Below are 23,095 nucleotides of genomic sequence, written 5' to 3'. Positions count from 1 at the left end.
GTGCAAACGCCGTGACACTTCAGAACCTCCAGATTTCAGAGGGCGTCTCTGTGGTGTCTAATACTTTGACAGAGGCCTTTTTCCGCCTTGAGCCGCTATTAAGGCCTTGGTATTTATGGTTTATGAAGCACTTTGAAAACCGCTGGATTTATGAATTCTTTGAGGAAAGATCCGATGCCATTATCAAGTCCATGTTCGGTGGATTGGCGTTGTATTATCAGGGACAACTGAAGTTCTTGCTGTCTGAAAATCCCGGCGATTATTCCTATCGGGGTAAAAAGTATGAATTCGAAATTTGGAATGGGGTCTTGATTGCGACCGACAGAATTCATCATGAGTCGTTATTAAAACAATTCCCCTTTCTGGTGAATCATCCTGTGCTTCCCAAGTGGCTCTATCTGCCCTTTACCTATGAAGGCTGGGAAGAACGTATGGAACTGATTCTGCGTCTGGCAAAAACTTCGGACCCTCGAGTGGGAATATGGCCTCAGGAAAAATCCCGAAAGAAGAAGAAAACCGCCAGGAAGGTTTCTAAAAAGAAAGTCGTGCGCAAGAAGATCGCGAAGAAATAAAAAAGCCGGGTTTGTTCTCCCGGCTTTTTCAGTTTTAAAGATACTTATTTACGACGGCTTCGACCCGGCCGCGGATCTTATCCAGCCCCTCCTGAGAGGAGGATTCATAACGAACCACCACCACAGGCTGGGTATTGGAAGAGCGGCACAGTGCCCAGCCATCCGCGAAGCTCAGACGAATGCCATCAGTGAAATCCACCTTGTAGTCCGCATCTGGAGTGTTCGGGAAGGCTTCGATCATCTTTTGTACGATCAAAACTTTTTTCTCTTCTGTCGTATCGATACGGATTTCCGGTGTGTTGAAAGACGGTGGCAAACCCTCCAGAAGTTGTGGAATGGTTTTGCCGGTTTTCGCCAGGATTTCCACCAAACGCAAAGCTGCGTAAGGAGCATCATCATAGCCGTAATTGCGATCTGCGAAGAACACGTGGCCTGACATTTCGCCGCCGAAGGGCGCTTTTTCCACTTTGATTTTTTCTTTCACCAAAGAGTGTCCGGTTTTCCACATGATTGGCTGACCACCGTGTTTGGCAACATCGTGGTACAGACGATCAGAGCACTTCACATCGCCGATGATCTTAGCCCCTTTTTGTTCGGCCAAAATCGCACGGGAAATAACCACCATCAATTCGTCACCGTAAACCATACGGCCCGTGTGATCCACAACACCGATACGATCGGCGTCGCCATCAAATCCGATACCTGCCACAGCGCCTTCTTTAAGAACCTGAGCTTTCAGATCGACCAGATTTTCTTCAACAGTTGGATCTGGATGGTGATTAGGGAAAGTTCCGTCGGGTTGTTCAAACAAAATAGTCGGATTCAAACCAACAGCGTTGAAAAGACCTTTCACCACTGATCCACCAGCTCCGTTTCCACAATCCAAAACAACTTTTGTGTCTTTGATAGTGCCAAACTCTTTGGCGTAGCGAGCATAGTACATTGGCTTGATGTCGAAGGATTCTTCAGAACCTTTCCCGTCAATGTATTCACCTTTTTGAATGATATGCAGAAGTTTTTGGATTTCTGCGCCAAAGATGGTGCCTTTACCCACGGAAATTTTAAAACCGTTGTATTCCGGCGGATTGTGGGAGCCGGTCACCTGAACAGCGCCGTCCACTTTCAGTTCAAAAGTGGCGAAGTAGCAAACAGGGGTTGTCACCAGACCCAAGTGAATCACTTTGGCGCCGGAATCCATCAAACCTTTTGCAAGGTTCTTGATGATGGCAGGAGAGCTTTCACGGGCATCGCAACCCAGAGCCACTGTTGGGTTGTCGATATTTTTATTTTGTTTCATGTAAACGACATAAGCGCGACCCAGAAGGTATGCGAAGTTATCGTCAAACTGTCCGTTATAGACACCACGAATGTCGTATTCTCTAAAAATCACAGGTTGAAACATATATCACCTCAATTATTTCAAGGACTTAGGAGTATAATTTTTGCGCTCTAGAGTCGAGCTAATTTTACCGCCCAGCGAACGGCATCAATCATCGAATTGGGATTGGCTTTATTCTGGCCGAAAATATCCTTGGCGGTGCCGTGGTCCACGCTGGTGCGGATGAAAGGAATACCCAGGGTCATGTGAACGCCGGAATCCTGCCCGTGGATCATTTTAAAGGGAATAAGACCCTGATCATGATACAGACACAAATAGACCGAATATCTGCCCCAATTGGCTGGGAAAAACGCGGCATCAGGGACCAAAGGACCTTCCACAGGAATCTTTTTTTCTTTGGCGAATTCCAAAAGCTCCGGGAAGAACAAAAGCTCTTCCTGTCCGATCAAACCCTGCTCTCCAGCGTGAGGGTTGAGACCCAAAATACCTATGGGTTTCTTCATTTGGGCCGCCGGAAGTTTTTTACGAAGCTCATTGGCGTTTAAAAGTGCTTCCGCCAACGTGCTAAAACCCAGGTGTTTTGAAATATCCCGCACAGGAATGTGTGCGGTTGTTAGCACAACGTTGAATTTGTTTCCTAAAAATCCCATGTGCACATGACGGCTTCTGGAAACTCTTTTCAGGATATCTGTGTGACCCAGGTCTTTGTAACCGGCCTCTTTGATCGAAGTCTTTGAAAGTGGTGCTGTGGCCATGGCTTGCAGATCTTTTTTCAAACAGGCCTTGGCTGTGCTTTCCACCCAATAAGCCGGCGCCTCTTCCGAGGCAATGTCCACCAGATATGGGCCGGTGATTTCCAAGGCATCACGAAGTGAGTCCACCACAATGCGGTCGAATTTTTTATCAATCAGCCTAAGATACTTGTCTGGAGCCCCTTCAGAGCGCCAAAGAATAAACTGGGTGTTGGATTGAGGTCCCAGATGATGCAGAGCCTTGGCGGTGACTTCCAGACCAATGCCATCTGCATCCCCCGTGGTAAGAGCGATTCGTTTTCTACTCATTGATTCGCACGAAAGATTCGTCGCGTTTATTTTGCAGCCAGTTTTTCAACTGACGGCGGAAGCTTATTTCCAGCAGCTGGGATTTGATTCTTTCCTTGGCAGCCTCAAACTTTGGATCGGTGGTCAGTTTTTTACCAGTCAGTTTTACGATATGAAAGCCCATGCGGGATTTTACAATCGGAGTCGTTTCATTCACCTTCAAACTGGAAATGGCATCTTCGATTTCAGGAAGGAACTCGCCGGATTTAAATGTTCCCAAAGCCCCGCCAGACGAGAAGTTTGGATCTTCGCTGTGCTGTTGTGCCAGATTCTCGAAGCTTTCACCGCTGCGCAGTTTTCCCAATACGGTTTCAGCGCGCTTGATGGCAGCTTCAGCTCCGCCTTTTTTGGGATTAAAGAAAATGTGGGACACACCAAATTCGTCTATGGACGGACGGTTGTTGGGGTTGGACTTTAGATATTCATTCAAGGCGTCTTCATCAGAAATGCGTAGTTTTGAAATGATTTCCGCATCCATCAGGGATCGTTTTTCAATGCTGTCTTTCAGAAAGCGGCGATAGTCTTCCAAAGTCACGCCTTGCTGGCGGATCACGTTGGCCAGCTCGGCCTCGCTGACGTGATTCTTTTTTGCCATTTCCTTGAGCTCAGAATCCACGCGGTCGTTGGTCACAGTCAGATTCAGGCGTTTGATTTCAGACTGAAGGACTTTTTCGTTAATCAGATAATCCAGTTGAGCTTTGCGGTTTCCCTTAAGGCTTGAAATCGGCTTATCAAACAACAGGGCTTCATCAACCATTCCCGGCTTCGGCAGGCGTTTTTCCAGATCCTTGAAATCGGATTCCAAAACTAGTTCGCTATTCACAATAGCCACAGTTTTTTCCACAACCTCGGCATGACTTGGTGTAGCCACTAGCAAAGCAAAAAGAAGATTAATCATTGGTTCCTCGCGTATCAACCTTGATGGAATTCATCAGTTCGTAGTCCTTTAAGACTTTACTACTTCTGAGCTGAGCATCAAGCCACGCCACGTATTCCGCCTGCTCGCGTTGTGCACGCAGGGAACGGATAATTTGTGGTTTGACCTCTTCCAGAGCCAAAGTGGAGGCTCCGGCTTTCTTTTCCACGCGGATCAAGTGGATTCCAAACGGGCTTTTGATGGTTTGCACACCCGATCCTGCCGAAAACAGGGGATCAAAGTAATCTACAGTGCCCTTTTCGATCCATCCGACCACGCCGCCCTGCTTGGCTTCCGGTGTGATGGAATATTTTCTGGCAAGTTCGGCAAAATCCCCGGATTTTAAATCAACCTTGATGGCATCTGCTTTTGCGTCCTCATCCACCACAATCTGGCGCAGATAAATGCGCTCTTTACGCTTGTAGCGGTCCTTGTTGTCCTCGTAGTAGCGTTTGATTTCCTCTTCAGTGGGGGCTTTGACCTTTTCGTTGATCTTTTTAAAGACCTCCCGCTCCACCAAAGAATAACGAAGCTCTTCACGCCATTCAGAGAAGGAAAGATTTTCCTGAGCCAGAGCCCGGCGGAAAGAAAGATCGTCCGGGTAGTTCGCACGCAAGCCGTCCACTTCTTTATCCAGAGTGGCCTCGGAAATCACGATGCTTTGTGCGCGTGCCCAGTCCAGGGTCAGGCTTTTCACCAAAAAATCGCGCAGAATTTCTTCCTTGATGCGATGGATGTTGTTGGGGTCTTTGGCCGCCAAAGCATCAAAGTTGCGCAGACGACGCGCCAGTTGATTGGCAAACTGCTTGGAGGTCAGAACGTGATCGTTCACCTTCTCCACCGGCTTTGTGGAGATCTTCTGGTAACTTGATGGACATCCCGCCAAGGCGAGGCTCATAAAAATAAAAAGCCCCGTCAGTGCGGGGCTCTTATTGATTTTCATCGAATCAAATCCTTATTTAATAAGACCTTTGTTTTCTTTGATCGGATAGGACTTCTTCAGCTTTTCAAAGTAATCGTTGAAGACGCCTTTTCTTTTCTCATCGTAAACAGCGGCTCTGATCTGGCGCTTGTTCGCGTTTTCAAAGCTTCTGCGACCGGTCAGTTTAATGATGTGGAAGCCGAATTTCGTTTCGATAAGCCCCGTAATCTCACCGACTTTCATGTTGGCAACAGCATCATAATAGTTTGGAACCAGAGTTATACGAGACTGCCAGCCGATGTCACCACCAACTTGCTTGGAAAGCGCATCGTCAGAGTACAACTTAACAAGCTCCTCGAACGGTCTTTTGCTTTTCTTCACTTCGTCAAAGATCTCTGTGGCACGTTTTTTTGCCTCTGCCACCTGTCCGGCCGTTGCACCGGCTTTGAACTCAATCAGAATGTGGCTGGTGCGAAGTTCCGGATTTTTTGCATACCAAGCTTTCATCTCAGCATCAGAAACCTGGATTTTCTGGATTCTTTGACCGATGTCTTTTTCAAGAAGGGCCTTGTACATTTCCTGATCGAAGCGCTCTTGCACGACAGGGTCTTTTTGCAGATTGCGTTTTTCAGCTTCCTGCACACCCATTTCAAAACGAACCAAGTCTTCCAGGAATTGTTCTTTTGTCGGAGGATTGATCGTTTGAGACTTCACCTCATTGTACTTTTTATTGAAATCTTCAAGTGTGATGGTTTTTTTACCCACCTGAGCCACGACTTCATTGGATTTCTGAGCGAAGGAGGTCGCGGAGATGAGCAACAAGATGCTGATTACAAGTTTCATACTTTAAAAGTCCCTCTAAAAAGTTGAAGACATTAGAATTTTCCCAAACCAAACAGCGTCATTGCTCTTTGAAAATAGGAAGTGAGTTCTACGCTAAAAGGCTAGCACTGGGCATCATTATCCGCAATGAATTTAAGAGCTTGCTGCCTAGCTTGGTGCAAAAGTCCCTCTAACTCTAGAGCAAGGTCTGGGTTTCTTGGGTCTATCTCTTTGCTCACTGGAGGCAGAGGTCCGACCCAATAAATGATCACTTTGGCGAAGGGTTTTGGCAGGAATGTTTTATTCCACGATTTGGGGAAGTGAATCGCGCGGTCGCAGGCCACCCCGGCTGCATAAATAGGCCCGTGAATCATGCGTGAAAGCTCAAAGACACCGGGTTTGACTTTGTGTAACGGACCTTTTGGACCATCCACAGCAAAGCTGCAATTTCCCCCGTCTTTTACCAAACGCAAAAGACCTTTCAACGCCTGCACTCCACCGCGCGTGGAAGAACCACGGCTGGTTTTCGCACCCAACCACTTTAACACCGTGGCCATCAGCTCACCATCTTTGGATTGAGAGGCAATCGTGGCAATACGGTATCTTTTCACGATGGACAAAAGAGCCAGCTCATCCCCGTGAAAATGCGCAAGCACCACCGGCGATGGAGTGGAAGAATCAACAGATTGTTTTAAGGAATCAGGTTCGATAAGCCGAACCCTCCATGTCCATGAGAGGGTTCGGTAGAAGACGAAAACAATAATCGGAAGAATATATTTTCTGAACACGATTAGTGGTGAAGAGCCTTCTTGAACTCTTCAGTCAGCTTAGGAACGATTTCCAAAGCGTCACCCACGATGCCGTAAGTTGCTTTTTGGAAGATCGGAGCATTTGGATCATTGTTGATCGCAACGATCACTTTGGATCCGCTCATACCCGCCAAGTGCTGGATCGCGCCTGAAATACCCACGGCGATGTACAAAGTTGGTGCTACAGTTTTACCTGTTTGACCGACTTGCATACCGTGACCAACCCAGCCTGCATCAACAACTGCACGGGACGCCCCTACGGTCGCACCCAAAACGTCTGCAAGATCATTCAATACTTTGAAGTTTGCCGCTTCTTTAAGTCCACGACCGCCGGAAACGATGATGTTTGCTTCAGTCAGATCCAGTTTTTCGCTGGCACCTTTCACGATTTCTTTCACCAAAGTTTTCAGATCCACTGTCACGGCTGCATTTTCAACAACGTTTGCAGTTTTGGAAGTGTCCGCTGCTGCCACCGGAAGTTGGTTGGCACGCATCAAAACAATTTTAGTGGAGCTGTTTTCAAAGTTCACAGTCGCAAAGCATTTGCCGGAGTACATTGGTTTTACCGCAGTGACGTTGTCACCGTTGATTGCCAACGTTGTGCAGTCAGAAGCCACGCCTACGCCCAGGCGAGCTGCCACGCGCGGGAAAAGATCTTTCCCTGTGGAGGAAGCTGAAGCCAGGATGATGGAGGGCTGAACTTTCGCGATGATGGCTGCGATGTTTGCAGTGAAGGACTCTGGATTGTAAGCATCCAAAGAAGCGTCTTTAACAACATGAACCTCAGAAGCCCCATTGTGCCCCAAAGCCGCTGTTACATCGCCGGCGTGAGAACCGAACGCTACTGCCACAACTGTGTTGCCGGAAGCTGCTGCGGCCTGAACCAGCTCCTGAGCGCTGCGCTTAAGTTTACCGTTTGTGTGTTCAGCAAAAACTAGAATTTTACCCATGTCGCAAGCTCCTTACAGAACCTTCGCTTCGTCGCGAAGAAGTTTAACCAGTTCGGATGCCTGTGCAGAAGCATCACCAGAGATCATTTTCACAGCCGGTTTTTCCGGTGGAAGAGCAAAGCCTGTGTATTTAACTTTGATGTCCGAAGCAGGAATATTCAAAGAAGCAAATTCAACCTCTTTGATTACTTTCTTCTTCGCTTTCATGATGCCCGGAAGACTTGCGTAACGAGGCATATTCAAACCTTTGTTCGCAGCCACAACTGCCGGAGTCATCATTTGCACCACTTCTTTGGCGCCGCCTTCAATGTCGCGTTCCACAAGAACGTTTTCGCCATTGAAATTGAATTTCGATACCACTGTGGTGTGAGGAACGTTCAGGAACTCAGCAAGCATCTGGCTGACAGAAGATGCATTGTCGTCGATAGCCAGTTTGCCGGAGAAGATAACTTTCGCGCCGCCTTCAGCCTTGATCACTTCAGCCAAAGCTTTTGCCGTGGCAAAGTTGTCCAGGCCTTCGCCATTAACCACGATGGCTTCATCAGCACCCATCGCCAAAGCTGTGCGCAAAGATTCAACAACACGAGCCTTTGGTCCAACACTAAGAACCCATACTTGGGACCCTGGGTTTGCATCGCGAAGCTTGTTGGCCTCTTCAACTGCATACTCGTCATATGGGTTCATAACCCATTTAATACCCGCCGTGTCGATTCCGGTTTGGTCGGGAGAGATCTTAATCTTTGTTTCGGTGTCAGGCACCTGCTTGATACACACAAAAATCTTCATATTTTACCCCGTTTTTAAGAGGGCTTTGTTCTATCGCAAGTCCAGGAAAGGCAAAACTAAATTGTATATTTAACGTGTCGCGAAACATGACGGGGGACATGGACAAAAAGCAACCCGCGGGAGTAAGGTAAGTGGAAACTTATTGAGAAAATACACACCAAAAAACAAGGGGTTCTACACCATGTCTGGATTTCTCGGTTCTACCGTCGGGAAAAAGTACCTAATGGGAATCACCGGTTTGATTTGGGCGGGATTTGTTCTCGCACACATGGCCGGTAATCTTTTAATCTTCGTAAGCCATGATGCCTACAATGCTTACGGACACGCGCTGACAAGCGGAAACATCATTTACGTCGCAGAAACCGTTTTGGTTCTGGCGTTGATTGTTCACGTTTTCTGCGCAATCAGCCTCACGAAAAACAATCGTGAAGCCAAGGAACAGCGCTATGCTGTGGCCGCCGGTGGCAAGAAGAAGGTTTCTTTAGCCTCCAGAACAATGGCCATTCAGGGCAGCCTGATTCTGGTCTTTGTTATTCTTCACCTGATCACTTTCAAGTACGGCACACACTATGAAACAACCGTGAATGGTGTGGTGATGCGTGATTTGGCAAGACTGATGGTTGAAGTCTTCCAGAGTCCTGGTTACATCGCATGGTATGTGGTGGCTTTGATTCTTCTGGGCTTCCATTTAAGTCACGGTGTTGGCTCCACATTCCAGTCTTTGGGTCTGATGGAGGGCACTTATCGCGATACATGGAAAAAACTAAGTTACACATACGCAGTTGTTGTGGCTTTGGGTTTCATTTCTCAACCCGTATTTATTTTCCTGAACGGCAACTAAGGGGACGAATCAATGGCTAACAAATTAGACAGCAAAATTCCAAGTGGCCCAATTGAATCTAAATGGACCAAAACCAAATTTGACTACAAGCTGGTCAACCCTGCGAACAAAAGAAAGCACTCTATCATCGTTGTGGGCACCGGCCTTGCTGGAGCTTCTGCAGCCGCTTCTTTGGGTGAGCTGGGTTACAAAGTAAAAGCCTTCTGCGTGCATGAATCCCCTCGCCGTGCTCACTCTGTGGCGGCTCAAGGTGGTATCAATGCAGCGAAAAACTACCAAAATGACGGTGACTCCACTTACCGTCTTTTCTATGACACGGTTAAGGGCGGTGACTTCCGCGCGCGTGAAGCCAATGTTTATCGTCTGGCGGAAGTGTCTGCGAACATCATCGATCAGATGGTGGCGCAAGGGGTTCCGTTTGCGCGTGAATACGGTGGAACTTTGGCGAACCGCTCTTTCGGTGGTGCTCAAGTGTCCCGTACTTTCTATGCCCGCGGTCAGACAGGTCAGCAGCTTTTGTTGGGTGCTTACTCTGAAATGATGAGGCAGGTTGATGTAGGAAACGTTGAGCTTCGCAGCCGTCGTGAAATGCTGGACGTGGTTGTGATCGACGGCAAAGCCCGCGGTATTATCGTGCGCAATTTGCTAACTGGCGAAATTGAATCCCACGAAGCCGATGCGGTGGTGATCGCTTCTGGCGGTTACTCCAACGTATTCTTCCTTTCCACGAATGCGATGAACTGTGCGGTTACGTTGGACTTTGACTATGCGATTGTTCGCTTCGATTGGGATATGGAACAACGTGCGCATCCCGGGCGATCCGGGTTATTTGAACGTCGAGCTTGAAAAAGCGGGACGCGTGGCTGACTTCCTGGAACTGGGTGAGCTGATGTGCCGTGATGCTTTGGAAAGACAGGAGTCCTGTGGTGGTCACTACCGTGAAGAATATCAGGTGGATGGCGAAGCAAAGCGTGATGACGAAAAGTTCTGTCACGTGGCGGCTTGGGAATACACTGGTAAAATCGACACGTCTGTTCGTCACAAGGAAGAACTGGCGTTTGAAAACGTACATCTAGCAACTCGTAGTTACAAATAAGAGGCGTAGCATGTCTGGAAAACATATTAATCTGACTTTGAAAGTTTGGAGACAAAAAGGCCCGCAGGACAAAGGGGCCTTCGCAGAGTATCAGGCAAAGAACGTTTCTGAAGACGCGTCTTTCCTGGAAATGCTGGATGCTGTGAATGAGGAATTGGTTGCCAAGGGTGATGAGCCTATCGCTTTTGACCACGACTGCCGTGAGGGTATCTGTGGAACTTGCGGTTTTGTGATCGATGGTGAAGCTCACGGTCCGATGAAGTCCACAACTGTGTGTCAGTTGCACATGAGAAACTTCAACGACGGGGCGACTCTGACGATTGAACCGTTCCGCGCAAAAGCTTTCCCGATGATCAAAGATTTGATGGTGGACAGATCCGCTTTGGATCGCATCATCTCTTCTGGTGGTTATATTTCTGCAAATACAGGTAATGCTGTAGATGCCAACGCGATTCTGGTTCCAAAACCGGATGCTGATGAAGCAATGTCTTCCGCAACGTGTATTGGTTGCGGTGCGTGTGTGGCGGCTTGTAAGAATGCTTCTGCGGCCTTGTTCACTTCCGCCAAGATTTCTCACATGGCTTTGTTACCTCAGGGTCAGGTGGAAAGAAAAGAACGCGCGATCCGCATGGTGGGCGCGATGGATGCGGAAGGTTTTGGTGCATGTACGACAACGGGTGCCTGCGAAGCAGCCTGCCCGAAAGAGATTCAACTAACAAACATCTCTCGTATGAACCGCGAATTCTTCGTAGCCAATGTAACCAAACGCCCCAAACACAAAGACGGCGGCGCCGGCTAAAGATCTTCAAAAAGGGAGTCTTCGGACTCCCTTTTTAAAAGGTGCCTGGTGATTTTTTACACCTACACCGCGTCAATTTCGCATGTTCGCCCGTCATCTCCGCGAGGAAATTTGTTTTCCTCAATATAAGTGTTTTCAATAACTTAAGTCATATAACGCTCTGTGGTTGTAAAAAATCACCAGGCACCTTTAACCTTTAAATTCTGCGGCATGGGTCTTTCTCATTGAGAGACATCTTGATCACTTCATCTTCGATAATCTTCTAAAGCTCGTTCAGCAAACTTCCGAAACTAGACCAAGGATTGGGCTTATGAAGAAGATTAATGAACTAATGGCAGAACTGGGTTTCAAAAACGATGCACCTGACAGCGTGAAAGAAGCCTTTATTAAACATCTCATTAAGGCCTCCACAGGCGTCAATGTTGTGACACCTTCAGAGCGCAAAGAGATCGCCGAGAACCCACAAAGAATCGTGCAATTCAAAGCGCCTCAACAGATGAGTTTTGATTTTATCGACGAAAATCCAACACCTAAGACCAGTAAAAAAGCTGTTTCTTAGTCCAGCTAACAAGTGCAAAGTCCTGCTTTTCCCGGACCTTCGTCCAGTGTTGAGCTGGACTTTCAGCCAAAAATTCGAAAATTCTTAACCACAATAAAAAATAGATAACCAGCCCCTACCCTCATTGGTACCATTTTGGAACTAGGGACGTCTGGGGAAAATTTTTCCCCTCTCTGTCGATAGAAAATCACCCATTGAAGGAGGGGATCACATGAAAAGGCTTATGGAAAGAGCCTCCAAAGCGCTGGCGTTCGGCTTGTTGCTTACTGGATTAAATGCGTTCGCGGCTGCACCTGAGGCAGTGCCTGGTGAATTCATCGTAAAATTCAAAGACGACGCTGTTGCGACATCTTCTTTGAATACTTTGAGCCAAGAGTTGGGTTCTTATATTAAGGACACTATTCCAGGCCAAAACATTGTTGTGATCAAACGTCCTGTATTTGAGATTCAGTCCAATGTTGTAAAGTCTTTGGCGCAAAATCCAAACATCGACATCATTGAGCCGAACTATATCTATAGAATCAATAAAACTCCAAACGATCCAATGCTGGGTCAACTTTGGGGTATGATCAACAACGGTCAGCCAGATTCTCAAAAACGTGAAGGTATTGCCGGTGTGGATATCGGGGCTGCTCAAGCTTGGGATATCACAACTGGCTCCAAAGACGTTATCGTTGCTGTGATTGATACAGGTATCAACTACAACCATCCGGATCTTAAAGGTAATCTTTGGACCAACGATGCAGAGTTGAACGGTCAAGCGGGCGTTGATGATGATGGCAATGGTATCATTGATGATATCTACGGTGCGAACTTCGTGACAGCTGCGAAACCAACTGGAAATCCGCTGGATGACCATGGTCACGGTTCTCACTGCTCAGGCACTATCGGCGCTTCTGGTGACGACGGTAAAGGTATCGTGGGTGTGGCTTGGAATGTTCGCATCATGGGTGTGAAGTTCCTTTCTGCAAGCGGTTCCGGTTCTTTGGATGGCGCTTTGAAAGCGATTGATTACGCAACTTCCAAGGGTGCGAGAATCCTTTCCAACTCCTGGGGTGGCGGCGGCAGTAGAGGTAATGAATCCTCTGAGCAGCAGTTACAATAATACTCATTACAAATTTAAGAAGCTTATGAACCAGTTCATAAGTCTCTTCTGCCTTCTTCGATCTCATTTTTCCTGTACAACTATGCCGGGGCGTTGGACATACAAGCAAAGAAAGCCAGTGCGGCTGCGATTAATTTTTTCATTAAAAGCCCCAGAAGTTATGGCCCAGGAAATTGCGGCAGTCTTTACTGACTCCATACAAACCACCCCGGCGTTTTTGCGTTTTAAAGTTTTCACCATTTCCGCTACAGGTGAAGCTGAGAGTTATATCCCCATCACAGACGCTGGATCTTATCCACGAACGGCGATAGGCGGATCTTGCCGGCAGGCCTGTCTTGGGGTCCTGTTCCGCATCGTGAGTGGAAATGGAATGGATTTTTCCGTGCGTGTAGCGCTCGAAAAATTCCGCAGCCTTGGCTTCGCAAATATCTTCATGGCAACTATAGCCCTGCCCCAGCATAGACACACATTTTTCAGGAATGGTGCCATACTTTTTATAAACCTCCGCAGTTTTTGCCAGATCAACCTCGAAGGTCTGCGGGATGTTCACCTTGTCTTTTTTGCCCGTCAGGAAACGATGTACCGCACGGAATAAATAAACCCCCAGCTTGATGGGATTTAAGCTTAGGCCGGAGCTCGCAGAACTGACAGCGACCCCGGAGGCTACACCGACAAAATTTAAAGAACATCCCCCGCAATAAGCACGGCTTTTTGGTTCTCGTGGATTCAAGCTGCCATCACTGTCCCCGACAACTTGTCCTCGGGATTTGATATCGCAGTAGTTGACCGAGATTCCCTTGAAGGCATAGAAGTCGAAATTTTTAGCACTGGTCGGTGCGATGGATACCGCACAGGGAGCGCCCAAAAGAGGTCCAAAGTCAGCAATCAAGGACGCTTCCATTTTTGATTTCTGAATATTGGGATCAAATTTAATGACGCCATTTTGAACCAGCTGATTAAAGGATGTGACTTTCGGTGCAGTGAAATCAACATCCACATATAAAGGCAGGAAGTTCCAGCCAAACAACGCTGTGGACGCCAGATCCGCCATCAGACGGCGGTTGTTTCGCTTGGTCACAAACCAAGGGTCATAGATCTTGCAGGCCGCAAGTTCCGAATAAGGATTAAACACATCCGGAGAATTGACTGTGGATGAAACCGGCAGAAACGCTTCTGCGTATTTCGCCACGGCATGAAGATCCACCATGGCGCGAATGGCTTTGCGTGCGCAATCAATTCCTGACATGCAGATGACGTTGCCTTCGATATTTCCCTGTGTCGCATTCCATACCAAAAGAGGCGGGCCGTAAGCCAAAGGCTTTATTTCTGTTGTGGTCGTCGCCGGATCAGAAATACTTAGCAGTTGTTTGGCCCAGTCCTGAAATCCTGCTTTATTCACGATGTAGTCTTTAATGTTCCAGGTATTGGTTGTTTCCAGCGCATCACAGAACGGCAGAACACCCCTGGAAAGTTCGTCAAAGTAGTTCACCACATCCTGTGGTGTTTTATCTGATCCTTCGAAGGCTTTGTTCATGACAGACAGCTGCGAAATTTGATCGATGTCGCTTTTCAGAAAATCAATGCGCTTATCGCCGGCCAGTCGCAGTTCAGTGCACAGATAGTAAAGTTCATCCCGGTGTCCCGAACTGATTTCCTTGCTGAACGCCAGAGGTTTTACAAATTCAGTAAGCTGAGCTGGCTTCATCGAGTCAGAAAGCATATTTAAAAACTGCACCGAGGTTTGCAGACGATTTTTCATCGAACCGCGGGCTTGCACATAGTTTTTTCGGAAGTTTGCCAGCCATTCACTGGCAGATTCAAAGGACTGTGTTCCCAGAAAGTCATCATTGACACTGCGGGGGCCCTTTTCAATAAGTCCTTTTTCGGGCCCCTCCGGGACGGGAACAATGTGCTCAGTGTCCTTAGAGTTCGGCGCCGCCAGCTCCCGCAGACTGTTCATGGACAATGTTTCCCCGTCACATTCAGGTTTGGTCACGCTGCCACAGCCATTGGGGACAAGCATCAGGGATTCTTCCAAAGCAACAGACCGGAACATTTCTGCAAAACGTGGACTGGACTTGGCGGGAAGATTTGAATTTCTCCATGCCCAGGACAGATAGATTTTTACGCTGTTCCAGAAATCAAAACCTTTCTGGTTCCATTCATCCGGATCACCGGTTTTAACATCCAGCTGCACGACAGAGTTGCGGGAATCCAGATTGGGGTCAGCGTCCATGCAATGGGTGATATACTTACTTCTTTCAACCCAGGCTTGTGCCATTTCCTGAAGACCAAGGCGATCAATGGTCGGTGTGTGCAGGTGCCCTTGCAGGGCGGAAAACCTTTTAACATAGCTGCACGAAATGTGGTTGGCTCCTTTATAGGTCAGCACATTGTCTGTGGTGAAGTTGTCAATCGTGCTCCACAGGATGTTTTCACCGGCCAGGCGACGATTGGAAACCTGCCATATTTTTCCAAGATAAGAATTTAAAGCCTCGCAATAGACTTTCCCCGTGCAGGACTTCAAAAGCGAGGCATAAACCTTCAGGGGCTCGCTTTTGATATTCATCGGCAGCAGTGGAAGCTGTCCCGTTAGTAGGCGGTTCATAATATCAGTGAGCATGGCAGACGAGGCCAGGCGGAACTCGCGCATGGATTCAAGGCTCATCTGATCGGCATCGGCACCGATATTTTTTGCCAGCGTATGGGCGGCTTTTCCGGCATTGTATCCATCCAGAAGTAAAAAGATGCTTGCGGTGGGTTTCTGAGAATCCACGGCACATTGGGCCCGGTTGGAAATTTTTAGCTTATTCAGCGGTAACGCCGGATCAGAAGCCTGGGCCTGCGAAAAAAGTCCTCCGACTAAAACTGTCATCACGGAATTGCGAATGAATCGCTTGAACACGGACATAAACCCTCCATCTTTATTGCAGGGATGGATAAGTAGTGCAGCAATCCGGTTTAATTGAGTTATTAATCCTTAATGGTGGGCTTGTAATCGGAAAGAAGAAACCCCGGGGAGTTCCAAAATAAAAACGAAACAATTTATAAAGGCTGAATTTTATTTCTCAGAGTTGTCGAAAAGGAATTTTTCCATTTTCAGATTGGTATAGTCAGGGAAATCAAGTTGTGTGCAATGGGAGCCATAGGGAACCAGCACGAATTCGGAGTGTTTGATTTTTTCTTTGAAGTGATATTGAAAGCGAATCGGTGTGACCATGTCCTTTTCGCCGGAAATAATCAGCACCGGAACCTCGATGGTTTCAAGAACATTTTCCCCGTCGTATTTCATCAGCTCTTCAAAAAGGCGCAGGAACACTTCCAGATTCATGCGAGCCACGCCTCGTGCGTAAACTTCGATGTCCTTGAAGTGGGTGACTTTCAGATTAAATCCGCCGGCCAGCGCCGCCAGATACATGGACATGGGATTATCCACAGCCAGTTTCCACAGAGTATTCCACAGGTCCGGCTGGTGTTCGTACTGGGCTTTTACAAAATAGAAAAACGGCTCGATCACATCCAGCCCAAACATGCCCTTGATCGGATTTTTTGCAAAGCCGTTGATAAAGGTCATCGACAGAAACAGATCCGGTTTTCTGGAATACAAATCCAAAAGCAACGGGGCTCCAAAACTGTGTCCGGCAAAATGCGCCTTTTTAATTCCCAGATGTTGCATCAGACCGATCATGTCTTTGGAAAGGGCTTCCACCGTCAGTTGACTGGCATCCGCCACCGGGCAGCTTTTTTGATGGCCGCGCAGATCAAAGCTGATGACTTTATATTTTTTTGAGAAGTATTCGACCTGATGGTGCCAGTGATTTAGCAGGCAGGCGATGCCATACACCAATACCAGCGGCTCCCCTTCTCCACGAACTTCGTAGTAGATGGGTGTGCCATCGAAGCTTTCAAAGCTGCCGGTGGTTTTTGGTGTGGTCTCCATGATGCCTTTCCGTTTAGACGTAATTGACTTTAATAAGGGTATTTCCCACTGAAATCAAATCCCCGTCTTTAAGCATTTCGGCATCTATGGTCTTGTGGTTAAGCGTGACCCGACCCTTTGCCTTGATTTTAATTTCAACCATGCCTGGACCGGGGTGCAGTTCAAAGGCGTCTTGAGGGGCCTCTTCATCCAAAAGCTCAATGTCCAAAGAGTCCGCTCCCGCAGAACGGGGGCCATACCCTAAAATAATTTCCTCATCCGTCTGAATCCCCTGAACGAATACCAGTCGCAGGGCCGGACTGAAGCTTTGCAAAGAAACTTTCGGTGGATTTTCCGGAGCGGCAATGTCCCCCAGGCGATCGCGTAAAATGCTGCGCCAAGTTATCAGACGGGAGAAGTCCAATGCGAGCTCTTCCTCCACCGTCACGACTTTGAACTGGGTTCGCCCAAGCTCAAAGATAACTCCCGGTAATAAGGCCACTTTCTTTACACGGCGGCCGTTGATGTGAATCCCGTTGGAGGAATCCAAATCTTGCAAAACGAATTGCCCCTTCCCGTCCAAAGCGAACTGGGCATGGGTGCTGGAGACTTTGCCGTCTTTAATAATGATGTCCGCCTTGGAACGACCCAGGGTCAAACCCTCTTCCACTTTAAAGCGGGAGCCTTCGTTAGGACCGTCCATTATCTCAATAAAAGTGACCATTTACACATTCTAGGGCTGGATTCTTAGGTATTCAATTGCCTAATCCTTGTGCTTGGGCCAAAGCCGTGCTAAACCCGTTAAACATTTAAAAAAGTCATCCTTGCTCCCGCTTATAGAAGTGGGGGCTATAAACCGAAAGGATAGTTCAATGGAAACTACAGCAACGAAAAAACCTTACGAGGTTGTCGTTATCATGCATCCAGATGCAACTCTGGAAGATCAAAAAGACCTATTCAAGAAGAACAAAGCGACAATTGAATCTTACAAAGGTTCTGTTAATTCTTTGGAAACTTGGGGCAAAAGAACTTTGGCAACTCCAATTGGCAAGTTGAAAAAAGCTATCTACTTCCACTCTACTTTCGAAGCTAACACACAAGCTATCGCAGAGTTGGAACGTACTATGCGTATCAACGATAAAGTTCTTCGCTTCATGCACACTCGCTTGGATGAGCGCACGACATTGGCAAAATTCATGGAAGGCTTCAAAAAAGGTCTTGCTGAATCTGCGGCTCGTGAAAAAGAACGTGAAGCAAAAGCTGCTGCTCGTAAAGCTGCTTTCGCAGCTGCAAAAGCAGAGCGTTCTGAGCGTTTCGATAAAGGCGAATAATTAAAGCAAAGGCGTAAGCCATGAAGAAGACAGCGACTCCCCAAAAGTTCATCACAATTTCATCACTCTCGATTTTGTTGTCGATGCTCACTGGGATTATGGGCGCCCCACTTCTTCGTGTCTTGCGCAAGACTTACGGTCCTATCGCCTTTTGGATTTTAGGGATCGTAGTCACGGGAGCTGCGTGGCTCCTGAACGCTCAACCTCTTGCTCTGTTCTTAGGCTCCGTTTGGATGACTTTAGGTGCCTACATGGAATTGGAACAACGGGGACTTGGGTGGTGGATTTCGGGACTCTTGAGTGTTGCTGTGGGATCTGTGGCCGCGGGCCTGGGGATCATGGGAGCTTTCAAAAGAAACGGGATCAACACGTATGCTGAAGTTCAGAAGCTGGTAGAGCAATTCTCCCAAAAGGTTCAGGAAATGAATCCGGCGGTGAAATTGGACCCGGGTGTTTTGATTCAGCAGGTGCCCTCAGCCGTGGTTATCATGTTAGTGCTGGCCCTGGGTTTGGGACTTATTTTTGAGAGAAGGGTTTTTTCGTGGCTCAATTTGCCCCGCGAGAAAATTGCCTCTCAGCTCAAGTTGTTGGAATATCGTTTGCCCGATTATTTTATTTGGGTTGCGATGACAGCCTTCCTTCTGACAATGGTGAGTTTTGGCGGTAAGGCCATTGCTATCCTCGCAGTTAATATACTGAACGTTTCAATCGTTCTTTATTTCTTTCAGGGGCTGGCAGTGTTGGAGGTATTTCTGAACTCGATGCGAGCAGGATTGTTCATGCGAGTTTTGACGTACATAATCTTGGTCGGTCAGTTATTGCCGATTCTGGCAGTGGTTGGCTTGGTCGATTACTGGATTGATTTCAGGGCGCGTCTTCGCAAGATGAAGACACCGACTGAAAACAATTAAAAAAATGGAGATCACATGAAAGTTATTCTTCAAAAAGATGTTAAAGATGTAGGTCGTGTTGGTGAGTTGGTGAACGTTTCTGAAGGTTTCGCAAGAAACTTCCTGTTCCCACGCAAATTGGCTGCTGAAGCCACTGAAAAACGCGTAAAAGAGTACGAACACTTGAAACGCGTTGCTGAAGCTAAGAAGAAAAAAGCTCAAGCTGAAAGACAAGAGCTTCTTAACAAAATCAACGGTACAACTGTTACATTCAAGTTGGCTGCTGGTGATTCTGATAAGCTTTTCGGTACAGTAACAACTACAGACATTTCCAAAGAGCTTCAAAAAATGGGTCACTCCGTAGATCGTCGTGACATCCATCTTGAAGAGCCAATCAAAGTTTTGGGTCAACACAAAGCTGTGGTTCGCTACACTGAAGGAATGGAAGCTAAGATCCAGATCGCTGTTGAGCGCGCGTAAGCCAATCCATAGCATTTGATACGAAAGTTTCTCTAAAAGGGACCCGCAGGGGTCCCTTTTACTTTTTTACCATAAGATTTTCTTATGGTTTTGATTTGAAAAATTGTATTGCACCGGTGCCATTTTGGGTGTTTAAAGGCGTCACCTTTTGTAGGGGAAGGTGGGGGGCATAATGAAACTTTTCAATGTTACAAGATCTTTGGTTCTAACGGGTGTGGCAGCGGCTTTGGCGGCTTGTTCCCCGGCGACTCAAAACTCCGTTCAGTCTGGCGCTCAAAACACAGGTATTATCGGTGGTCAGCCGGTGGATACTAAAGACAGCATTGCAAAGACGACTGTGGCAATCATCGCTTCTGTAAAAACAGCGGACGATCAGGAAGGCCAGTTCATCTGCACAGGCTCTCTTCTTAAGAGCAATATGGTTCTAACCGCAGGGCACTGCGTTCCTCAGGTTGGCGAAGAATACAAGGAAGTGTCCCTGTATGTGATCTTCAATACCGATATCAATAAAATGCAAAGAACAGATATTCGCCTGGTTGTGGATACTGAAGTTCACGAAGACTACGGCAAAATGGGTCAGGATGGCGAAGATGCTAACGACGTGGCGGTTTTGAAGTTCGCAGGTGGCCTGGCTTCCGGTTACCAAGTGGCTAAATTCCTTTCCGATGAATCCCTTCTTGTGCCGGGCACGAAAGTGACATTGGCAGGTTACGGTTTGATCGAAACTGACGGCGTGAACACAAAGTCTGACGATCGTCTTCGTAAAGTGGATGTAGAGATTGCAGACAGCTTCGGTAAAACTGAGATTCTTTTGGATCAAACTCAAGGTAAAGGTGCGTGCCACGGTGATTCTGGCGGCCCGGCATTCCTGGATGTAAAAGGTGTTCAGTACGTTTGGGGCATTACAAGCCGCGGTGCTGGTAAAGATGGTAAAGATGATTGTTCATTGGTTGCCGTTTACACAAAAGTAAAATCGCAAGCGACATTCATCAATAAAGCGATCAAAGCTTTGAACAAAAGAGCGCAACAACAACAGCGCTTGGTTCAGCAGTAATTTAAATCTGAAAAGATTGAGAAAGAAGAAAGGGTCCCAATGAGGACCCTTTTTTTATGCACTCTCGGCACTGTTTTCGACCTGCATTTCCAGAAAGACGGTTTGCAGGTAATCTGCCATCACTTCCCGCAATTCCTCAAGTGTCAGGCTTTCCGGATTTTTGCCATGCTTTTCCAGCAGGCTGTTAAATTCTCTTTCGACAGGGTCCTGGGGCAGTCCTGTTGCCGCAACCACTGCCTTCGCCAGCTTATTTCCCATGATCAGCCTCCATGCTTTTCAAAGGTCTCTGTAGTGAAGACGAATCCAGTCCATCAAGAGGTTAACGGGAACTCAACCCCAAAGGCGCAATCAAGTCCAAGGTCTAGTGGTTCCCGGTTGTGTCCCCTATTTGCGCCTGTGAGAGTGCTCCTGGGCCCAGTTGCGTGCGCCCGGCAGACACCAGTACAGGAATGGCAAAAGCACCCGACGTGGCAACAGGCGGCGAATATAATAAAATACGGTCGCATCAAGAGTGGCCGGTAACCACAACGGTGGATTTTCGGTTTTCATGGCTTTGAGAATCTGTTTTGCGACCTTTTCCGGAGTTGTGAGCGACATATTCATCATGCGCTCCACAAACGGAGTCATATTCTTGTAGAAGTCACAGTAAGGCCCGCTCCAGTTGCGTGTCGGATCGGATTGAGCCGTGTGATAAACGTTCTTGTGAGAAGGGCTGTGAATGAAGCCTGGTTGTACCAGACAGATTCTGACACCGAAGGGGCGCATTTCATACCACAGGGCTTCGCTGGCACCTTCCAGTGCGAATTTGGACGCCGAATACGAGGACATGGTCGGCATTGCCAGCATTCCACTGACCGATGAAATATTAATGATCTTTCCCCGCCCCGTTTCGCGCATGTGGGGCAGGCACTGACGAATCAAACCCATTGGACCGAAATAGTTTGTCGCCATCTGCAGTTCTTCATCCTGTTCGGTCATGTGTTCAACCACGGCACGATAAGAGATCCCTGCGTTGTTTATAAGAATATCCACCCCACCCCATGTGCGGGTGATGTCGTTGATCAGATGCTGGCGACTTTTTTCGTCGGTGACATCCAGGGCCCGAATCAGAAAGCGTTCATCTTCGCGAAATTCGTTGCGAACTTTTTCAAGACTCTTTTCCCGGGCCGTGGCGACCACGCGATATTCTTTGTGTTCATGCAAAAGTTTGGCGATGGCCAGTCCGATACCGGAACTGCATCCTGTGATAAGCACCACTGGTTGATAGTGTTGAGGTTTCTTGCGTTGGAAAAAATAAATAAGGGGCCTCATAGGGCCCCATTATCTTAGACGGTTGATCCGGGTGCAAAGTTTTTAGGTCTGCCGCCCGGCATTGGTGGGGGCGCCTGCGGAGGCATCAGTGGACTCACTGGGCCTTCCGGGTCTGCATCACGGAATCTATTGTACTGGGCATCGAAGCGCATTTTCACAGGGCCGGTGGCACCGTTACGCTGCTTACCCACGATCACTTCGGCGTGACCTTGTTTGTCTGGATTTTCTTTATCATAGTAGTCATCACGATAAAGCATCATGATAACGTCGGCGTCCTGCTCGATGGAACCGGATTCCCGCAGGTCAGAAAGCATTGGTTTTTTCTCGGTACGTCCCTCAACCCCACGATTCAGCTGGGCCAGAGCGATCACCGGAATCTGTAATTCCTTGGCGATGGCTTTCAGGGACTTTGAGATCTCTGCAACCTCTTGTTCACGGGATTGCATTTTCTGTTTCATGCTCATCAACTGCAAGTAGTCGATCATGATCAAATCAAGGCCGTGTTCAGCTTTCAAGCGACGGGCGCGGGAACGGATCTCAAACGGAGAAACCCCCGGCGTATCATCAATGAAAATGGAAGCTTCGGAAAGCGCACTGGCAGCGTTGATCAGCTTCGGCCATGCAGAATCCTGAATACGACCGTTACGAATTTCACTCATGCTGACTTTGGATTCCGCAGAAAGCATACGCATCATCATGGACTCTTTACCCATCTCCAAAGAGAAGTAAGCCACCGTCTTTTTCAGACGAAGTGCCACGTGTTGCGCGATATTCAGAGAGAACGCTGTTTTACCCATGGACGGACGAGCAGCGATGATCGTCATCTCCCCTGGGTGCAGGCCCGCAGTCATTTCATCCAGCTTTTTAAAGCCCGTGGCAAGCCCTGTGATTTCAGCCTTATTTTTATAGAGCTCTTCAATCTTTTGAATGGAAGCCTTAACGATTTCCATGGAGCCTACAAGACCTGTTTTGGTTTTGTTTTCGCCCACCTTGAAGATTTCAGATTCTGCCTGATCGACGAAAGATTCCACGTCCACGAAATCCTGGTCGTAGGCTTTTTCAATCAAGGAGGAATTAATTGCAATCAAGCGACGCAAAGTGGCCTTGTCTTTAACGATCTTGGCATGCGTGCCGATGTTGGCAGAGGAAATGGTTTTATCCAGAAGGCTGATTAAGTACTCAGGGCCACCCGCCATATCCATATGCCCCTGTGACTGAAGAACGTTCGTCACAGTGATGATATCAATAGGCTGGCCTTTGGCGTGCAGATCCTTGATGGCTTCGTAGATTTTCTGATGACCTGGCTTATAGAAGTCATCCGCCATCAGAACGTCACCGACTTGATCGAGAGCTTCCCGATCAAGCATCAGGCCACCCAGGATGGACTGTTCGGCATCAAGATTTTGTGGTGGTATTCGCGTACTCATTGAACCCCTCTAGAGTAACGAAAAAAGAAGATTTGAAAATACGATCTGCCTTTTGAAATCTTCTTAG

The 23,095-nt window shown here is 47.7% G+C and carries 24 protein-coding genes and 1 pseudogene; 11 read left to right on the top strand and 14 right to left on the bottom strand.

The window, feature by feature from the left end; translation table 11 throughout:
- The first annotated feature begins 11 nt into the window (after positions 1-11).
- Entirely contained in the window at positions 12-572 is a 561-nt protein-coding gene (locus EZJ49_RS05630; protein ID WP_262555109.1) for a hypothetical protein, read from the top strand.
- Positions 573-606: 34 nt separating this feature from the next.
- On the opposite strand, the gene EZJ49_RS05625 is transcribed toward EZJ49_RS05630, so the two are convergent.
- The 8 genes from EZJ49_RS05625 to EZJ49_RS05590 form a co-directional block, all read right to left on the bottom strand.
- A complete protein-coding gene (locus EZJ49_RS05625; RefSeq protein WP_262555107.1) occupies positions 607-1,974 on the bottom strand; it encodes a phosphomannomutase/phosphoglucomutase in 1,368 nt (455 codons plus the stop codon).
- A gap of 47 nt (positions 1,975-2,021) precedes the next feature.
- Complete coding sequence (locus EZJ49_RS05620) at positions 2,022-2,972, bottom strand: 4-hydroxythreonine-4-phosphate dehydrogenase PdxA (protein WP_262555105.1); 951 nt, start codon at positions 2,970-2,972, stop codon at positions 2,022-2,024.
- The gene (locus tag EZJ49_RS05615; protein ID WP_262555103.1) at positions 2,965-3,909 is read right to left on the bottom strand and encodes a peptidylprolyl isomerase; all 945 of its coding nucleotides are present in this window, start codon (positions 3,907-3,909) and stop codon (positions 2,965-2,967) included. Before EZJ49_RS05615 ends, EZJ49_RS05620 begins: the two co-directional genes overlap by 8 nt.
- A complete protein-coding gene (locus EZJ49_RS05610; protein ID WP_262555102.1) occupies positions 3,902-4,870 on the bottom strand; it encodes a peptidyl-prolyl cis-trans isomerase in 969 nt (322 codons plus the stop codon). The genes EZJ49_RS05615 and EZJ49_RS05610 overlap by 8 nt, the downstream gene beginning before the upstream one ends.
- 12 nt (positions 4,871-4,882) lie before the next feature.
- Positions 4,883-5,692, bottom strand: a complete 810-nt coding sequence (locus EZJ49_RS05605; RefSeq protein WP_262555100.1) for a peptidylprolyl isomerase — start codon at positions 5,690-5,692, stop codon at positions 4,883-4,885.
- A 101-nt stretch (positions 5,693-5,793) separates the two neighbouring features.
- A complete protein-coding gene (locus EZJ49_RS05600) occupies positions 5,794-6,282 on the bottom strand; it encodes a lysophospholipid acyltransferase family protein (RefSeq protein WP_262555925.1) in 489 nt (162 codons plus the stop codon).
- Positions 6,283-6,461: 179 nt separating this feature from the next.
- Positions 6,462-7,430, bottom strand: a complete 969-nt coding sequence (locus EZJ49_RS05595; protein ID WP_262555098.1) for an electron transfer flavoprotein subunit alpha/FixB family protein — start codon at positions 7,428-7,430, stop codon at positions 6,462-6,464.
- Between the two features lie 12 nt (positions 7,431-7,442).
- Positions 7,443-8,216: an electron transfer flavoprotein subunit beta/FixA family protein gene (locus tag EZJ49_RS05590; RefSeq protein WP_262555096.1), complete on the bottom strand. Its 774-nt coding sequence runs from the start codon at positions 8,214-8,216 to the stop codon at positions 7,443-7,445.
- Between the two features lie 181 nt (positions 8,217-8,397).
- Here EZJ49_RS05590 and EZJ49_RS05585 point away from each other — a divergent pair, with 181 nt between their 5' ends.
- The 6 genes and pseudogenes from EZJ49_RS05585 (at position 8,398) to EZJ49_RS05560 (ending at position 12,616) form a co-directional block, all read left to right on the top strand.
- Positions 8,398-9,057, top strand: coding sequence for a succinate dehydrogenase cytochrome b subunit (locus EZJ49_RS05585; protein WP_262555094.1), 660 nt, complete (start codon positions 8,398-8,400; stop codon positions 9,055-9,057).
- A gap of 12 nt (positions 9,058-9,069) precedes the next feature.
- Positions 9,070-9,810, top strand: a pseudogene (locus tag EZJ49_RS05580) (FAD-binding protein); the annotation flags it as partial.
- A 49-nt stretch (positions 9,811-9,859) separates the two neighbouring features.
- A complete protein-coding gene (locus EZJ49_RS05575; RefSeq protein ID WP_262555090.1) occupies positions 9,860-10,153 on the top strand; it encodes a hypothetical protein in 294 nt (97 codons plus the stop codon).
- 10 nt (positions 10,154-10,163) lie between these two features.
- Positions 10,164-10,952 carry a succinate dehydrogenase/fumarate reductase iron-sulfur subunit gene (locus EZJ49_RS05570; protein ID WP_262555087.1) on the top strand — a complete coding sequence of 263 codons (789 nt, stop codon included), beginning with the start codon at positions 10,164-10,166 and terminating at the stop codon, positions 10,950-10,952.
- A 310-nt stretch (positions 10,953-11,262) separates the two neighbouring features.
- On the top strand, positions 11,263-11,511 hold the full coding sequence (locus EZJ49_RS05565) for a hypothetical protein (RefSeq protein WP_262555085.1): 249 nt from the start codon (positions 11,263-11,265) through the stop codon (positions 11,509-11,511).
- A 211-nt stretch (positions 11,512-11,722) separates the two neighbouring features.
- Positions 11,723-12,616, top strand: coding sequence for a S8 family serine peptidase (locus EZJ49_RS05560; protein WP_262555083.1), 894 nt, complete (start codon positions 11,723-11,725; stop codon positions 12,614-12,616).
- Between the two features lie 142 nt (positions 12,617-12,758).
- Here EZJ49_RS05560 and EZJ49_RS05555 read toward each other — a convergent pair whose 3' ends face one another.
- The 3 genes from EZJ49_RS05555 to EZJ49_RS05545 all read right to left on the bottom strand — a co-directional run bounded on the left by EZJ49_RS05555 (position 12,759) and on the right by EZJ49_RS05545 (position 17,259).
- Entirely contained in the window at positions 12,759-15,527 is a 2,769-nt protein-coding gene (locus EZJ49_RS05555; RefSeq protein ID WP_262555081.1) for a hypothetical protein, read from the bottom strand.
- Positions 15,528-15,677: 150 nt separating this feature from the next.
- Positions 15,678-16,556, bottom strand: a complete 879-nt coding sequence (locus tag EZJ49_RS05550; RefSeq protein ID WP_262555079.1) for an alpha/beta fold hydrolase — start codon at positions 16,554-16,556, stop codon at positions 15,678-15,680.
- Between the two features lie 13 nt (positions 16,557-16,569).
- Entirely contained in the window at positions 16,570-17,259 is a 690-nt protein-coding gene (locus EZJ49_RS05545; protein ID WP_262555077.1) for an FHA domain-containing protein, read from the bottom strand.
- A 148-nt stretch (positions 17,260-17,407) separates the two neighbouring features.
- On the opposite strand from EZJ49_RS05545, the gene rpsF reads away from it, so the two are divergent.
- The 4 genes from rpsF to EZJ49_RS05525 all read left to right on the top strand — a co-directional run bounded on the left by rpsF (position 17,408) and on the right by EZJ49_RS05525 (position 20,290).
- The gene (gene rpsF / locus EZJ49_RS05540; RefSeq protein WP_262555075.1) at positions 17,408-17,866 is read left to right on the top strand and encodes a 30S ribosomal protein S6; all 459 of its coding nucleotides are present in this window, start codon (positions 17,408-17,410) and stop codon (positions 17,864-17,866) included.
- Positions 17,867-17,886: 20 nt separating this feature from the next.
- Complete coding sequence (locus tag EZJ49_RS05535; protein WP_262555074.1) at positions 17,887-18,777, top strand: YybS family protein; 891 nt, start codon at positions 17,887-17,889, stop codon at positions 18,775-18,777.
- Between the two features lie 15 nt (positions 18,778-18,792).
- Positions 18,793-19,236 carry a 50S ribosomal protein L9 gene (gene rplI / locus EZJ49_RS05530; RefSeq protein WP_262555072.1) on the top strand — a complete coding sequence of 148 codons (444 nt, stop codon included), beginning with the start codon at positions 18,793-18,795 and terminating at the stop codon, positions 19,234-19,236.
- Between the two features lie 172 nt (positions 19,237-19,408).
- Complete coding sequence (locus EZJ49_RS05525) at positions 19,409-20,290, top strand: S1 family peptidase (RefSeq protein WP_262555070.1); 882 nt, start codon at positions 19,409-19,411, stop codon at positions 20,288-20,290.
- A 54-nt stretch (positions 20,291-20,344) separates the two neighbouring features.
- Here the strand turns inward: EZJ49_RS05525 and EZJ49_RS05520 are convergent, their stop codons facing one another.
- From EZJ49_RS05520 to dnaB, 3 genes are all read right to left on the bottom strand, one after another.
- A complete protein-coding gene (locus tag EZJ49_RS05520; RefSeq protein ID WP_262555068.1) occupies positions 20,345-20,548 on the bottom strand; it encodes a hypothetical protein in 204 nt (67 codons plus the stop codon).
- Between the two features lie 126 nt (positions 20,549-20,674).
- On the bottom strand, positions 20,675-21,601 hold the full coding sequence (locus EZJ49_RS05515) for an SDR family oxidoreductase (protein WP_262555066.1): 927 nt from the start codon (positions 21,599-21,601) through the stop codon (positions 20,675-20,677).
- A gap of 14 nt (positions 21,602-21,615) precedes the next feature.
- Complete coding sequence (gene dnaB, locus EZJ49_RS05510; protein WP_262555064.1) at positions 21,616-23,028, bottom strand: replicative DNA helicase; 1,413 nt, start codon at positions 23,026-23,028, stop codon at positions 21,616-21,618.
- Positions 23,029-23,095: the final 67 nt, after the last annotated feature.

Source organism: Bdellovibrio bacteriovorus (genome assembly GCF_025558485.1).
GTDB classification, from domain to species: domain Bacteria; phylum Bdellovibrionota; class Bdellovibrionia; order Bdellovibrionales; family Bdellovibrionaceae; genus Bdellovibrio; species Bdellovibrio bacteriovorus_G.
Note: the sequence above shows the minus strand (reverse complement) of the source record. Positions and strands in the feature narration are given on the sequence as shown.